Source organism: Carnobacterium sp. 17-4 (assembly GCF_000195575.1).
GTDB lineage: Bacteria > Bacillota > Bacilli > Lactobacillales > Carnobacteriaceae > Carnobacterium_B.
Window position 1 is genome coordinate 189,274 of the sequence record NC_015391.1, and the last position, 14,996, is coordinate 204,269.

Genomic DNA, 14,996 nt, shown 5'->3' on the forward strand with positions numbered 1-14,996 from the left:
ATATAAAATTGTTACTGGACGAATATTTTTTCGTGCGGCACTTTTTTGCGTAAAAAACGCTTAATACTCGGTGAGTAGATAAAGAGCAACGTGAAATAATCAAATGGAGTGTACTAAATAATGAAAATGATTGTTGGCTTGGGGAATCCTGGCACAAAATATAAAAATACAAAACACAATATTGGTTTTATTACAGTGGACGAATTTGCGATTCAGCATAAAATGGAGTTTAGTAAAACAAAATTTGAAGCACTGTATGCTGAAGCATTTGTTGGAACTGAAAAAGTTCTTTTAGTAAAGCCGCAAACATTTATGAATGATTCGGGAAGAGCTGTTCGACAGTTAATGGATTATTTTAATGTAGAGGTAGAGGACTTAGTCGTCATTTATGACGACTTAGATTTGCCTGTTGGAAAATTACGCTTGCGTCAAAAAGGTAGTGCAGGTGGACATAATGGTATCAAGAGTATTATTCAACACATAGATACATCGGACTTCAACCGTATTCGAATTGGAATCGATCGTCCAATGGGGAAACAAACTGTTATACAGCATGTGTTAAGTGGTTTCCATAAAAGTCAGCATGAAGAACTGTTGATCACCATAAAAGATAGTGTAGCAGCGTTAGATTATTGGATAGAGGGACACCCATTTTTAGAGGTTATGAATCAATTTAATAAAAAAAAGAATGCATAAAACAATTAGTAAAATGTAAAATTTAAAAAAGCAGTGAAGCCCAGAAAATTCTGAGCTTCTTTTGTTCATTATAATTATCTGGTTACAATCAAAAAACAGAAGGCAAGGAGTTCTTACAGTGGGAAATATAAAAAAAATACTAGCTGATGCGCCTGATGTTAAAGCTTTGTTAGATCAACTAGAGCAACATCAATCGCAATTGATAACAGGATTATCTGGTTCTGCAAGAACATTAGTCCTGAGCACGTTAGTAGCAGAAAAGAAAAAACCATTCATTATTGTGACACATAATCTATTTCATGCCAATCAATTGATGGAAGATTTTGCGGATTGGGTACCCGAAGATCGACTGCACCTTTTTCCAGTTGATGAAATGATTTATGCAGAGATGTCTGTAGCTTCGCCTGAAGCGCGAGCAGAACGAGTAGCAACGTTAGATTTTTTATTATCTGAAAAATTTGGTGTTGTCATTGTACCACTTGCTGGCGTACGTAAAGTAATGCCACCAAAAGAAATATGGAAAGCCGCTCAATTTACGATTAAGCAAGGGGGCGAATTGGAATTAACGCATTTATCACAACGATTAGTAGATATGGGCTATACTCGCCAACAATTAGTTAACAGTCCTGGTGAGTTTAGTATTCGCGGTGGAATTGTCGATATTTATTCTTTAACGGAAGAATTCCCGATTCGAATAGATTTATTTGATACTGAAGTTGATTCGTTGCGTTATTTTGATGCCGCCACACAACGTTCCATTCAGACAATTGAAAAAGTAACCATTCTTCCCGCAACAGATACCGTTTATACAAAAGAACAATTAACGGCTGCAGCACCTAGGTTTAGTAAAGCTGTCGAAAGAAATCTGGGGTTAATACAAGATGTTTCCGAAAAACAAACGTTTACCAAGCAAATGACACCTATTTCAGATGCTTTTCAAAAAGGTGAGCCAATTGATGAATTAACCATGTTTACAGATTTTATTTATCCTGAAAAGAATAGTGTATTGGATTATATGAGTAAAAAAGGCATTGTTGTGATGGATGAGTATCCTAGAATAATGGATACTGATCGTCGTTTAAATGAAGAGGAAGCGGAATGGGTAACCAATAAACTGAGTGAGCGACGCATTTTGCAAAACCAAGTCTTTTCAAATAATTTCCGTGACCAACTGAAGGCGTTAAGCACGAGTATCTTATATTTTGCAGTTTTTCAAAAAGGAATGGGAAATACTCGGTTTAACCAGATCCATGCTTTTCAATATCGGAATATGCAGCAGTTTTTTGGTCAAATGCCTTTACTTAAAACAGAGATGGATCGTTGGATAAAACAAAAAAATACGATCGTCATAATGGTACCAAATGCTGATCGAGCTAAAAAAGTACATCAAACGTTCAAAGATTTTGAAATCACGAGTAAAATAGTGAAACCTGCTAGGCTTGAACTTGAAAAAGTGCAAATAGTTGAAGGTTATGTTCAGTCAGGTTTTGAGATGCCAACAGATAAATTGGTGGTCATCACCGAACGAGAGCTATTCAATAAAGTTACTAAGAAAACAGCTAGGCGCCAAACATTATCCAATGCAGAACGGTTGAAAAGTTACAGCGAACTGAATCCAGGGGATTACGTTGTCCATGTTAATCACGGAATCGGAAAATATACGGGAATGGAAACTCTTGAAATTGATGGCATTCATCAAGATTATATGTCAATCATTTATAAAGATGACGCGAAATTATTTATTCCTGTAACGCAACTTAATTTATTGCAAAAATATGTTTCTTCCGAAGCGAAAACGCCAAGAGTCAATAAATTAGGCGGAACAGAGTGGGCTAAAACAAAGAAAAAAGTTGCTACTAAAATAGAAGACATAGCGGATGAACTCATTGAGTTATATGCTGCCAGGGAACAAGAGGTAGGGTATGCATTTTCTCCAGATGATGCCTATCAAGAGGAATTTGAGAATGCCTTCCCATATACAGAAACAGAAGATCAATTGAGTAGTACTGCTGAGATCAAACATGATATGGAACAGAAAAAACCAATGGACCGATTACTTGTTGGCGATGTTGGGTATGGTAAAACAGAAGTAGCAATGCGGGCAATCTTTAAAGCTGTTCAAGAAGGCAAACAAGCAGCCTTTTTAGTGCCAACAACTATTTTAGCGCAACAACATTATGAAACGATGCTGCAACGCTTTGCTGATTTTCCGATTGAGATTGGTTTGCTGAGCCGTTTCCGAACAAAAAAACAGCAAAATGAAACCATTGCAGGTCTAAAAAAAGGACAAGTTGATATTGTAGTTGGAACACACCGCATTTTATCAAAAGATATTGAATTCCAAGATATCGGTTTACTGATAGTAGATGAAGAACAACGATTTGGTGTGAAGCATAAAGAGAAACTAAAACAGTTAAAAGCGCAAGTGGATGTCCTAACCTTGACTGCAACACCTATTCCGCGAACGCTTCATATGTCGATGCTAGGTGTAAGAGACTTATCTGTTATCGAAACTCCACCTGCGAACCGTTATCCTGTTCAAACATACGTAATGGAACAAAATCTAGGAGCAATACGTGAAGCTGTTGAACGAGAAATGGCACGTGGTGGACAAGTCTTTTATTTATATAATCGAGTAGCCACGATTGAGAAAAAAGTAGATGAACTACAACAGTTGATCCCAGACGCGAGAATCGGCTATGCCCATGGGCAAATGACAGAAGGACAACTTGAGAACACTTTATTGCAATTTATTGAAGGGGAATACGACATGTTAGTGACCACTACGATCATTGAGACTGGTGTTGATATGCCCAATGTAAATACGTTGTTTGTAGAGAATGCAGATCATATGGGATTATCGCAATTGTATCAACTGCGCGGTCGCGTAGGTAGAAGTAACCGTGTTGCGTATGCCTATTTCTTGTATCAACCAAATAAAGTTTTAAATGAAGTCAGTGAAAAAAGGCTACAAGCGATTAAAGATTTTACTGAACTAGGCTCAGGATTTAAGATCGCCATGCGTGACTTATCGATTCGTGGTGCTGGAAACCTATTGGGGGCACAGCAACATGGGTTTATTGATTCAGTTGGGTTTGATCTGTATTCTGAGATGTTAAGTGAAGCAGTAGCTCGTAAACGAGGGATAGACGCGAAAGAAGAAAAAACGCAAGTTGAAATTGATTTAGGAATCAACGCTTATCTACCAGGTACGTATATAGAAGATGAACGTCAAAAAATTGAAATCTACAAACGTATCCGAGAATTGAGATCACATGAACAATATGTAGAACTACAAGATGATTTAATTGATCGTTTTGGTGAGTATGCGGATGAAGTCGCAGACTTATTAACGATTGGATTAATCAAAATGTATGGTGAACGTGCACTGATAGAAACAATCAAACGAACAGGCGATGAAGTAGCGTTAACATTTTCTGTTGTAGGTACTCAGACGTTGCCGGCAGAAGAAGTGTTTAGATCGTTAAGTGAAGTGCCTTTAAGAGCAAATGTAGCGGTCAAGAAAGACCGGTTAATGGTTACGCTACAACTGAAAAAAGAACCAACCTATCAATGGTTGGGATACATTGAAAAATTTGCTCAAAATATTGTTAACTACCGTTCAAAAGAGGCCAACTAATTTTTGGTCATAAAAAAGAATCACAAATTGCTGACCTAGGTCATATAAGTGAGGGCAGAAAATTGGGAAATCAACAAATGAAAAAAATGATGAATGGGGCAATCATTCTATCGGTAGCTGCCTTTATTGCAAAAATATTAAGTGCTGTTTACCGTGTTCCTTTTCAAAATATGGTTGGGAATTCAGGGTTTTATGTTTATCAACAAATCTATCCGATATATGGTATTGCAATGACTGTAGCTTTAAGTGGATTTCCTATATTCTTATCCAAGTTAGTCGCTGAAACGTCTACGGTGGATGAACGGAAAAATCTCTTGAAAAAATCGTTTGTTTTATTAAGCATTCTTTCCGGACTCTTCTTTATAGGTATTTATTTTTCGGCGGAGCTGATTGCGAATTGGATGGGCGATGCTAATTTAGAACCGATTATTCAAACGGTTTCGTGGTTATTCTTACTAATTCCATTTTTAGCGGTCAGTCGGGGTTATTTCCAAGGAACCTTTCGTATGCTACCAACAGCTGTCTCTCAAGTGGGAGAACAATTTGTACGGGTGGCTGTGATCTTGGTCGCTGCATATGTGTATACGCGCAGTCAATGGGATGAGTACCAAATGGGGACCATTGCTATGAGTAGTTCTTGGGTAGCAGGTCTAGTCGCTTGCATTATTTTAGGTGCAGCATTATTTAAACAACAATCTTTTAAGTCAGAGCGAAATACAGAAGTAGGTTCAATTACTGAAACAGTTAATTACGCGAATATTGCAAAACGATTTGCTACAGAAGGTGTCACGATGTGTTTACTGAGTGCATTACTCATTCTTATGCAGTTAATCGATTCTTTTACTCTTTATAATGGATTAGTAGAAAATGGTTTGAGTTCTTTTGAAGCAAAGAACTTAAAAGGAATCTACGACCGGGGTCAACCGCTCGTCCAATTAGGGATGGTAGTCGCTACCGCTTTTTCTGCAAGTTTGATTCCTTTATTGAGTCAATCATTTGCCCAACACAATAGAAAAACTTTTATTCGCACAGCAAAATCTTTAATGCGGATAACGACAACCTTTGCTATGGCTGCTACTACAGGTATCGTTATATTGATGCCATATTTAAATTTGGTGTTATTTGGCGATACAGATGGAAGTTTGGTGTTGAGCGTATACAGTGTATCCATTTTTTTAACATCATTAATTGGAGCATACAATGCTATTTTTCAAAGTCAAAATAAACATCGAGTAGCCTTAATCGGCTTGCTGATTGGATTAGGCATAAAAATAGTGTTGAATGAGTGGCTTGTTGAGCAATTTGGAACACTTGGCTCAAGTGGAGCAACTATAATCGGTTTATTAGTTATCTTAATCATTATGTGGTGGGATTTACCTAAAGAGATAAAAGAAAGTTTAACGGAAAAAAGTTTTGGATGGAAATTGCTGTTCAGTTGTGGTGTAATGGCTATTATAGTGTGGTTCGAGATGAAATGGTTTGGAAATAGTGCCTTAATAGGAGAGTATCGGTTAGCAGCTTTTGGTTACACGGTACTAGGTGCCGTCACAGGTATTGGAGTCTTTTTATGGCTAATGATAAAATGTAAAGTGTTAACGATTCGTGAATGGTTGTCTCTTCCGTTTGGTAAAAAAATTTTAAGAAAGTAGGCAGAACTGAATGGGGAAAATTAAAGTGGTTGGACTTGGCCCGGGAGATATTGAACAGCTTCCTTTTGGGGTGTATCAATTGTTGAAGAAAGAAAAGCCGTTGTATTTACGGACTAAATTACATCCAGTAGTGAAAGATTTAGAGCAAGAAGGGCTGGTTTTTCAATCATTTGATGCCATTTATGAAGGAAATGATCAATTTGAGGATGTCTATAAGACCATTGTTAAAGAATTGTTAACAGCAGCTCAAAAAGAGGATATTATTTATGCTGTTCCAGGACATCCAATGGTAGCTGAAAAGTCTGTTCAATTGTTACTGGAAAATGAAGCAGGTATTTCAATTGAGATCAAAGGCGGAAAAAGTTTCTTAGATGATCTTTTTCAAGCAGTAAAAATTGATCCAGTGGAAGGGTTTCAATTGGTTGATGCATTAAGTTTGGATCAAGACCAATTGGAAGTTAGTCAGCATATCATTGTTATGCAAGTTTTCAATGAATATATTGCAAGTGAAGTAAAATTAACCTTAATGGAGAAATACCCTGATGAACATGTAGTGGCTTTAGTTCATGAAGCAGGGGGCAAGAATGAAAAAATAGAATGGTTGCCTTTGTTTGAACTGGATCGCATGGAAGGTGTTCATAATTTAACATCGTTATACGTTCCTCCGTTAGCAGTAGATGATCGAACAAAATCATTTCAGACCGTCCAGTACTATATGGATGCTATTACAGGCGAAAACGGCGATGCATGGATAAAAGAACAAAACCATGAGACTTTAGTTGCTTATATGGAAGAAGAAGTACTGGAATTTAAAGCAGCAGTTGAAAATGAGGATATTGATAATATGGTGGAAGAGTTAGGTGACGTCTTGATGCAAGTGCTCTACCATACAAATTTTGGCGAGCAGTCAGGGTACTTTTCATTTGAAGAAGTGGTTGAAACCTTAAATAAGAAACTTCGCCGCCGTCACCCACATGTTTTTGATGGCGTTAAAGCAGAAACGCTAGAAGAAGTCGACGCAATTTGGCAAAAAATAAAAGCAGAAGAAAAGAGGAACATGTAATGAGACTAGACAAATTTTTGAAAGTATCTCGAATTATTAAACGCCGTACTATTGCAAAAGAAGTAGCAGATAAAGGCCGTATTCAAATTAATGGTATACCGGCTAAATCTTCTTCAGATGTAAAAGTAGGCGATGAATTAACGATCGCATTTGGAAATAAAACATTAGTCGTTAAAATTGATAAAATCGTTGAGACAACTAAAAAGGATGAATCAAAAGAAATGTTTAGCATTGTTAGCGAAACGTATAGAGAAGAACCGACTAACTAAATTTACAAAAAAATGATTGGTTTCCCTTCTAGGCGGTATAGCGAAAAAAAATTCTTGTATTCTAGCTGATAGATAGACAAAGTAACTGCTTTCTTGCTATAATCATTTCATAAAGTGAGAATAGAAGGTGAATCGTTATTATGAAGAAAGAAAATCAAACAAATGTGGCTAAATTAACTAATGAGTATACACATAACAAGACACTTCAAGCTCTTCGAGAGCGCAAACACAAACGTCACATGCGCAGAAGAATCGCGGGTATTCTTGCTGTTAGCTGTTTCTTTGTTTCAGGATTTGCCATCAATATATGGACAAATACTCAAACAATCTCTCAAATGGAGCACGAAAAAAAAGAAGCTCAAAACGAATTAAAGCTAGTTGAAAAAGAACAAGAAAATTTAAATAATCAAATTAAAAAGTTAGAAGATGAAGATTATGTTGCCAAAGTAGCGCGTAGTCAGTATTATTTATCTGAAGAGAATGAAATTATTTTTAGTTTGCCAGAAGATAATGCAGCTAATGAAATTGAAAAAACACCGAATGCTGAAGAATAATTAAATTATTAAACTGGAATAGTTTAATAGAGTGGGTTTAAGTTTAATAAATTAAATAATCGTTTTATGTCGCAAGATAACATGGTATAATAACCGTACAAGTTTTAAGGAGGAAGCAATTTTATATGTCGATTGAAGTTGGAGAAAAAGTTACAGGTACTGTTTCAGGGATTACGAATTTTGGTGCGTTCATCGATTTAGGTGATAGAAAAACAGGGTTAGTTCACATTAGTGAAGTTTCAGATAGCTTTATTAAGGATATCAAAGAAGTGTTAAAAGTAGGAGAACAAGTTACTGTTAAAGTAATGTCCATTGGAGATGACGGTAAAATTGGCCTTTCTATTAGACGTGCTGTAGATAAACCGGTTGAAACAGTTGCTCCATCTCGCGAAAGAACTAGCAGTAGCAGTTACCAAGGTCGCCGCGAAAGCAGTAGCCCGAGTCGCAGTAGTACTGGTTACCAAAAAACAGACCGAGGATCAAGAAATGCGGGTCCGAAGAAAGAAGATTTTGATTCATTAATGAGTTCATTCTTAAAAGACAGTGATGATCGCTTAACTTCTCTTAAACGTAATACAGAAGGCAAACGCGGCGGACGCGGCGGGCGTCGTAACTAAAAAATAATGCTGAAGGATAAGGAAACTTATCCTTTTTTATGTTGTACTCAAGGGAGTTGAGTCTATCTAGTAATAACGAGAATGACCAGATTGAACGTAAAGGAGCAGTTAAAATGAATATACATTTTGATTTTTTAGAGCATTGTCAAAACGATCTCTATTGGAAGTCAACGGATCGTTTGCTGCTAGCTGTATCTGGTGGCGTGGATTCTATGGTGTTAGTAGATTTGATTCAGCGATTACCAAATGCCATCAGACCTTGGTTTGGAGTGGTCCATGTAAACCACCAATTAAGACAGGCTTCTATGGAAGAAGAAAAATTTCTTTCTCAGTACTGTGCGAGCAATAGAATTCCATTTTTTTTTAAAAGATGGCCTGTGGAGGAACATCAGGTTGAAGGAGTAGAGGCAGCAGCTAGAGAGTTTAGATATGCTTTTTTTCATGAGGTATTGAAAGAACAGCAAGCCACACATCTGCTTACTGGACATCATGGAGATGATCAAATGGAAACTATTTTAATGAGGTTGGTTCGTGGTGGTCAACTAGAAAGCATTGCAGGAATAAAAAAGCACCGAACCTTTTACGGAAAACAACTGACTCGACCGTTGTTAGATTATAGTAAAGAAACACTCTACCAGTATAGTCAAGAACGTTCATTATCTTTTTATGAAGATGAGTCAAATAACAGTTTGGAGTATACAAGAAATCGTTACAGACACCAAATCATTCCATTGTTAAAAAAAGAAAACACACAAGTATTGACTCATTTTGCGGATTTTTCATCTGATTTGCAAGATGTGATCACAGTAGCTAAACAAGAAATTGAAAAACAAGCAGCAAATGTCTGCTTTCAAAAAGGACCCTTTTGTTGGGAACTTGATGTCCCCTTATTTTTAACCTTTGAGCCTGCAATGAAACGTCAAGTGATGCAAATTTTATTTAATAAAATATTTCATAAAGAAGTTAGTAAAGTTGGCAGAAAGCATCAAGTGCAGATAATTGATTTAATCGAAAAAGATAAGCCGAATAGTCAATTGAATTTACCTGGAAATTGGATTGGTCAAAAAACGTATCATAAGTTTTACTTTTTTAAGGAAAATGAACAAGAAGTTACTGCCAAAAAATTACAGAGTATTTATTCATTAAATTTAGGGAAATGGTTACCTCTACCCAATGGGGCAAGAATAGGACTATTTGAAGCTACGAAAGAATCCGTATTTACAGACCAAACAAAAAAAGTTATTTGGTTAAATCCTGAAAGTATTCAATTGCCCTTACAGGTTAGGAATCGAAAACCAGGAGACCGCATAACATTAAAAGGATTAGAGACCGGGAGCAAAAAAATTAAGGATCTGTTTATTGATCAAAAAATCCCCCGAAATAAACGAGAAGAAGCCATTTTAGTAACAGATAACAAAGAAGAAATCATTTGGTTAGTAGAATATAAGGAATCAAGATTGTCTATTGAGCCAGAAACTGATAAAATACATTACATACTCATTTATGAAAGTAAATAAGAGTAGATGTGATGAAAAGGAGAACTTAAACAATGAAAAATGATATTGAAAGCGTGCTTTTTTCGCAGGATGAATTAGCTGAAAAGACAAGAGAACTAGGTAAGCAATTGACAGGAGACTACCAAGATAAGAACCCATTAGTAGTCGGCATCCTAAAGGGAGCTATGCCTTTTCTATCTGATCTTGTAAAAGAAATGGATATTTATTTAGAAATGGATTTTATGGATGTTTCAAGTTACGGAAACGGAACAGTTTCATCAGGTGAAGTGAAAATCGTGAAAGACTTAAATACAACTGTTGAAGGTCGCGATCTATTGTTAGTAGAAGACATTATTGATAGCGGACGTACACTAAACTATCTGATAGATATGTTTAAATATCGTAAAGCTCGGTCAGTAAAAATCGTCACATTATTAGATAAACCAGAAGGCCGCGTTGTAGATATTAAGGCGGATTATGTTGGGTTCTTAGTACCAAATGAGTTTGTGGTCGGTTATGGATTGGATTATGCTGAAAGATATCGGAACTTACCGTATATTGGAGTTTTAAAACCTGAAATTTACGAAGAGAAATAAATGGTCAATGTTGGTCAAATATGTTACAATTAATATAATTAAGAATCATTTACAATAAAATACAGAATTGAACTTAAAAAGTTTGTTTGTAGAAGGAGGGCACAATGAAAAAAGGACTCTTTAAAAATGGGTTCTTCTACGCGATCGTTTTCTTAGTCATAATAGGAATTGTAACTTGGGCAACCGGTGGAAACTCAGGAGAGAATAGTACAACCCTTTCAGCTAGCGAATTCGTTACGCAATTAGAAGAGAATAAAATAAAATCATTTACGATTCAGCCTAACGCTGGAGTGTACCAAGTTACTGGTGAGTACCGAGAAGAACAACCTGCAGAGGAAAGTTCTAGTCAAGGTGTTGATATTTTTGGAACAACAGAAACAGCAAATACAACATTTACGACAGCTATTTTGCAAAATGATACCTCTGTACAAGAGATTACAGCATTAGCAGATGAAAATAATATTGAATACACACCGCAACAAGAAGAAACAACCGGTATATGGGTTACATTACTGATTTCGGTATTACCTTTAGTTATTTTTGTTTTCTTCATCTACATGATGATGGGACAAAGTGGTCAAGGTGGAGGCGGTCAAGGCGGACGAGGCGTGATGAACTTCGGTAAATCAAAAGCTAAAGAAGCAGACAGCAAAGCCAGTAAAGTTCGATTCTCTGATGTAGCAGGAGCAGACGAAGAGAAAGAAGAACTTGTTGAAGTGGTTGAATTCTTGAAAGATCCTAGACGTTTTGCCGCTTTAGGAGCTCGTATCCCAGCAGGTGTCTTGTTAGAAGGACCTCCAGGAACGGGTAAAACGTTACTTGCGAAAGCTGTAGCCGGTGAAGCAGGAGTGCCATTCTTCTCAATTTCAGGTTCGGAATTCGTTGAAATGTTTGTTGGGGTAGGGGCCAGTCGTGTACGTGACTTGTTCGAAAATGCTAAAAAAACAGCGCCAGCAATTATCTTTATTGATGAAATCGATGCAGTTGGTCGTCAACGTGGAGCCGGAATGGGTGGCGGACATGACGAACGTGAGCAAACATTAAATCAATTACTAGTTGAAATGGATGGTTTTTCAGGAAATGAAGGAGTTATCGTCATTGCTGCTACAAACCGTTCCGACGTCTTAGATCCGGCTTTGTTACGTCCAGGTCGTTTTGACCGTCAGATTTTAGTAGGACACCCTGATGTTAAGGGCCGTGAAGCCATCTTAAAAGTGCATTCTAAAAATAAACCTTTAGCCTCTGATGTTGACTTAGCAGTTGTAGCAAGACAAACTCCAGGGTTCTCTGGAGCAGATTTAGAAAACGTATTAAATGAAGCTGCTCTAGTAGCAGCTCGTCGGAACAAAAAAGAAATTGATGCACTTGATTTAGATGAAGCTCAAGACCGCGTTATTGCTGGTCCAGCTAAAAAAGATCGTGTCATTAGTAAAACAGAACGTGCAATGGTTGCTTATCATGAATCTGGACATACAATTGTCGGAATGGTTCTAAACGATGCTCGTATCGTTCATAAAGTTACGATTGTTCCTCGTGGGAAAGCTGGCGGATACGCAATCATGCTTCCTAAAGAAGATCGTTTCTTAATGACTAAAAAAGAAATGTTTGAACAAATCGTTGGTTTGTTAGGTGGGCGTGTAGCTGAAGAGATGGTATTCAATTCTCAATCATCTGGAGCAAGCAATGACTTCCAACAAGCGACTCAGTTAGCTCGTAGTATGGTTACCGAATATGGTATGAGTGAAAAATTAGGTCCTGTTCAATACGAAGGAAATCATCAAGTATTTGTAGGACGCGATTATGGTCAAACTAAAGCTTATTCTGAACAAATTGCTTATGAAATTGATCAAGAAGTTCGTCGTATTATTGTTGAAGCTCATACTGAAGCTCGTAGAATCTTGGAACAATATAAAGCAGAGCACAAATTAATTGCTGAAAAACTTCTTGAGATTGAAACATTAGATGAACGTACAATTAAGAGTTTGTTTGAAACTGGCGAAATGCCTCCAGCTGCTAAGGGTTCGAAAGAAGAGTTTCCACACGAATCAGAAGGTGCTTCTTTTGAAGAAGTTAAAAAAGCTCGTGAAGCTAAAGAAGCCGCTCGTTTGAAAAAAGAGGAAGAAGAGGAAGAAGAAGCTAGACGTTCTGTTCAAGATGATGACAAAGACATTGTTGAAGAAGTTAAAAAAGAACTAGGCACAGATGATGATCTTGATTTTGATAAAGATTCAGAAGACAAATCAGAAGATGATTCTTCAAAACGTTCTTAATGTAACAAACGAAAATTAAAAGAGGGATGCGACCTTGTTGCGTCCCTCTTTTGTACTGGATTTTCACTTACTAAAATACAAAAGGGGATAAAAGAATGTCGGATTATTTATTAAAAAGTATATGTTTTGATGGACAAGTACGTGTGTATACAATCGATGCAACCGAAACAGTAAGAGAAGCACAACAAAGACATGATACATGGAGCGCATCATCAGCGGCTTTAGGTCGTACAATGATCGGAGCATTATTGTTGGGTGCTACTTTAAAAGGAAATGAAAAAATCACGGTTAAAGTTGAAGGTGATGGTCCAGCTGGACACATCATAGTAGATAGTAACGGAAAAGGTGAAGTAAAAGGATACATTGCTAATCCGAAAGTAAGTTTGGAATTGAATGATGCTGGGAAAATTGATGTCCGTGGAGCAGTGGGTACTCAAGGTACTTTGACTGTAACGAAGGATCTCGGAATGAAAGATACTTTTGCAGGTCAAGTTCCTCTTGTTAGTGGAGAATTAGGAGAAGATTTCACTTATTATATGGCGAATTCTGAACAAACACCTTCAGCATTTGGATTAAGTGTTCTTGTAGATACGGATGAATCGATAAAAACAGCTGGCGGATTCATGATTCAAGTTATGCCAGGTGCAACTGAGGAAACCATTGTTAAACTAGAAGAAAGTATTGCATCTATTCCTATGGTATCTCAATTAATGGATAGTGGAGAAAAACCTGAAGAGATTCTGGAACGTTTGGTAGGCGAAGGCAATGCTAAGATTTTAGAAAAATCTCCTGTAGCCTTTAAGTGTGACTGTTCAAAAGATCGTTTTGCTAGAGCAATCATTGCTCTAGGTGGAAAAGAGATTGATGATATGATCACCGAAGATCAAGGTGCAGAAGCTAGTTGTCACTTCTGTGGCAAACATTATCAATATACTGTTGAAGAATTAGAAGAATTAAAAGAAAGTTCAAGAAGTTAATGCAATGGGCCTCAGACGGTAGGGAACTATCTACTGTCTGAGGCTTTTTTTTATGCACATTTGACAAATAAACCATTGTGCTTGATATTGTAAGCGATAAACTTTAAACTAAAAAGATAAAGAACTTAATTTTAGGAGGTAACATCATATGGTAAAAGTAGTTCATTCTGTAACGGATTTAATTGGAGAAACGCCTATTATTCGTTTAACAAAAGTCGTTCCTGCAGATGCAGCGGAGGTTTACGTAAAACTCGAATCATTTAACGTTGGTGGGAGTGTGAAAGATCGTATCGCATTAAACATGATCGAAGTAGCGGAACAAGAAGGCAAATTAAAACCGGGCACTACAATTATAGAACCAACAAGTGGAAATACTGGAGTTGGTTTAGCGATGATTGCAGCTGCAAAAGGCTACAAAGCTATTTTTGTTATGCCGGATACAATGAGTATAGAACGTAGAAAGTTATTGAAAGCTTATGGTGCAGAACTCATACTAACGCCAGGAGCGGATGGAATAACAGGATCAATTAACAAAGCAAAAGAGCTTGCAGAATCAAAAGGTTATTTTATGCCTATGCAATTTGAAAATATTGCTAATCCTGCAGTGCATGCTGCTACTACTGGTCCAGAAATTCTAGAAGCATTTGGTGGAGTTGCGCCAGACGCATTTGTTTCAGCAGTTGGTACTGGGGGAACATTAACAGGTGTTGGCCAAGTATTAAAAAAAGCGGATCCTGCTGTTAAAATCTATGCTTTAGAGCCGACAGAATCGCCTGTTCTAAGCGGAGGACCTAAAGGACCACATAAAATACAAGGTATCGGTACAGGATTTGTGCCTAGCGTATTAGATACGGTTATCTATGACGAAGTTTTACAAGTTTCAAGTGATGAAGCATTTGAAATGACACGTCGTTTAGCTGCTGAAGAAGGTTTGTTAGTCGGTATTTCTTCAGGTGCTGCTATTAAAGGGGCGATTGATGTGGCAATAAAATTAGGTCGAGGTAAAAAAGTCGTTACTGTGGCACCAGACAATGGGGAACGTTACCTGTCAACGGCTGTTTTTCCATACGTAGACTAATAAGAAACAAGTAAAAGGTTGAGTCGCTAAAGTCTCAACCTTTTTTTGTTTCTTCTTTAACTAGTTTATGAAATATGTTAATATACAACTT

General features: G+C 37.1%; 12 protein-coding genes. All 12 read left to right on the plus strand.

The features are described from left to right. Window positions 1–120 precede the first annotated feature (120 nt). The 12 genes from pth to cysK all read left to right on the plus strand — a co-directional run bounded on the left by pth (window position 121) and on the right by cysK (window position 14,905). Complete coding sequence (gene pth, locus CAR_RS00985; protein ID WP_013709883.1) at window positions 121–696, plus strand: aminoacyl-tRNA hydrolase; 576 nt, start codon at window positions 121–123, stop codon at window positions 694–696. A gap of 118 nt (window positions 697–814) precedes the next feature. Continuing rightward, window positions 815–4,336 (plus strand): transcription-repair coupling factor, encoded by a 3,522-nt coding sequence (gene mfd / locus CAR_RS00990; RefSeq protein WP_013709884.1) that lies wholly within the window; start codon window positions 815–817, stop codon window positions 4,334–4,336. Window positions 4,337–4,398: 62 nt separating this feature from the next. Continuing rightward, entirely contained in the window at window positions 4,399–5,985 is a 1,587-nt protein-coding gene (locus tag CAR_RS00995; RefSeq protein WP_013709885.1) for a putative polysaccharide biosynthesis protein, read from the plus strand. A gap of 10 nt (window positions 5,986–5,995) precedes the next feature. Next, window positions 5,996–7,048, plus strand: coding sequence for a MazG nucleotide pyrophosphohydrolase domain-containing protein (locus tag CAR_RS01000; RefSeq protein ID WP_013709886.1), 1,053 nt, complete (start codon window positions 5,996–5,998; stop codon window positions 7,046–7,048). After that, window positions 7,048–7,317 (plus strand): RNA-binding S4 domain-containing protein, encoded by a 270-nt coding sequence (locus CAR_RS01005; RefSeq protein ID WP_013709887.1) that lies wholly within the window; start codon window positions 7,048–7,050, stop codon window positions 7,315–7,317. The genes CAR_RS01000 and CAR_RS01005 overlap by 1 nt, the downstream gene beginning before the upstream one ends. Window positions 7,318–7,457: 140 nt before the next feature. Next, complete coding sequence (locus tag CAR_RS01010; RefSeq protein ID WP_013709888.1) at window positions 7,458–7,871, plus strand: FtsB family cell division protein; 414 nt, start codon at window positions 7,458–7,460, stop codon at window positions 7,869–7,871. 125 nt (window positions 7,872–7,996) lie between these two features. After that, on the plus strand, window positions 7,997–8,488 hold the full coding sequence (locus CAR_RS01015) for a S1 domain-containing RNA-binding protein (RefSeq protein ID WP_013709889.1): 492 nt from the start codon (window positions 7,997–7,999) through the stop codon (window positions 8,486–8,488). Window positions 8,489–8,601: 113 nt separating this feature from the next. Next, entirely contained in the window at window positions 8,602–10,005 is a 1,404-nt protein-coding gene (gene tilS / locus CAR_RS01020) for a tRNA lysidine(34) synthetase TilS (RefSeq protein ID WP_013709890.1), read from the plus strand. A 32-nt stretch (window positions 10,006–10,037) separates the two neighbouring features. Beyond that, window positions 10,038–10,580: a hypoxanthine phosphoribosyltransferase gene (gene hpt / locus CAR_RS01025; RefSeq protein ID WP_013709891.1), complete on the plus strand. Its 543-nt coding sequence runs from the start codon at window positions 10,038–10,040 to the stop codon at window positions 10,578–10,580. Between the two features lie 104 nt (window positions 10,581–10,684). Next, on the plus strand, window positions 10,685–12,850 hold the full coding sequence (gene ftsH, locus CAR_RS01030) for an ATP-dependent zinc metalloprotease FtsH (RefSeq protein WP_013709892.1): 2,166 nt from the start codon (window positions 10,685–10,687) through the stop codon (window positions 12,848–12,850). A 95-nt stretch (window positions 12,851–12,945) separates the two neighbouring features. Further along, the gene (gene hslO, locus CAR_RS01035) at window positions 12,946–13,827 is read left to right on the plus strand and encodes an Hsp33 family molecular chaperone HslO (RefSeq protein WP_013709893.1); all 882 of its coding nucleotides are present in this window, start codon (window positions 12,946–12,948) and stop codon (window positions 13,825–13,827) included. Window positions 13,828–13,975: 148 nt separating this feature from the next. After that, complete coding sequence (cysK, locus tag CAR_RS01040; RefSeq protein ID WP_013709894.1) at window positions 13,976–14,905, plus strand: cysteine synthase A; 930 nt, start codon at window positions 13,976–13,978, stop codon at window positions 14,903–14,905. Window positions 14,906–14,996 lie beyond the last annotated feature (91 nt).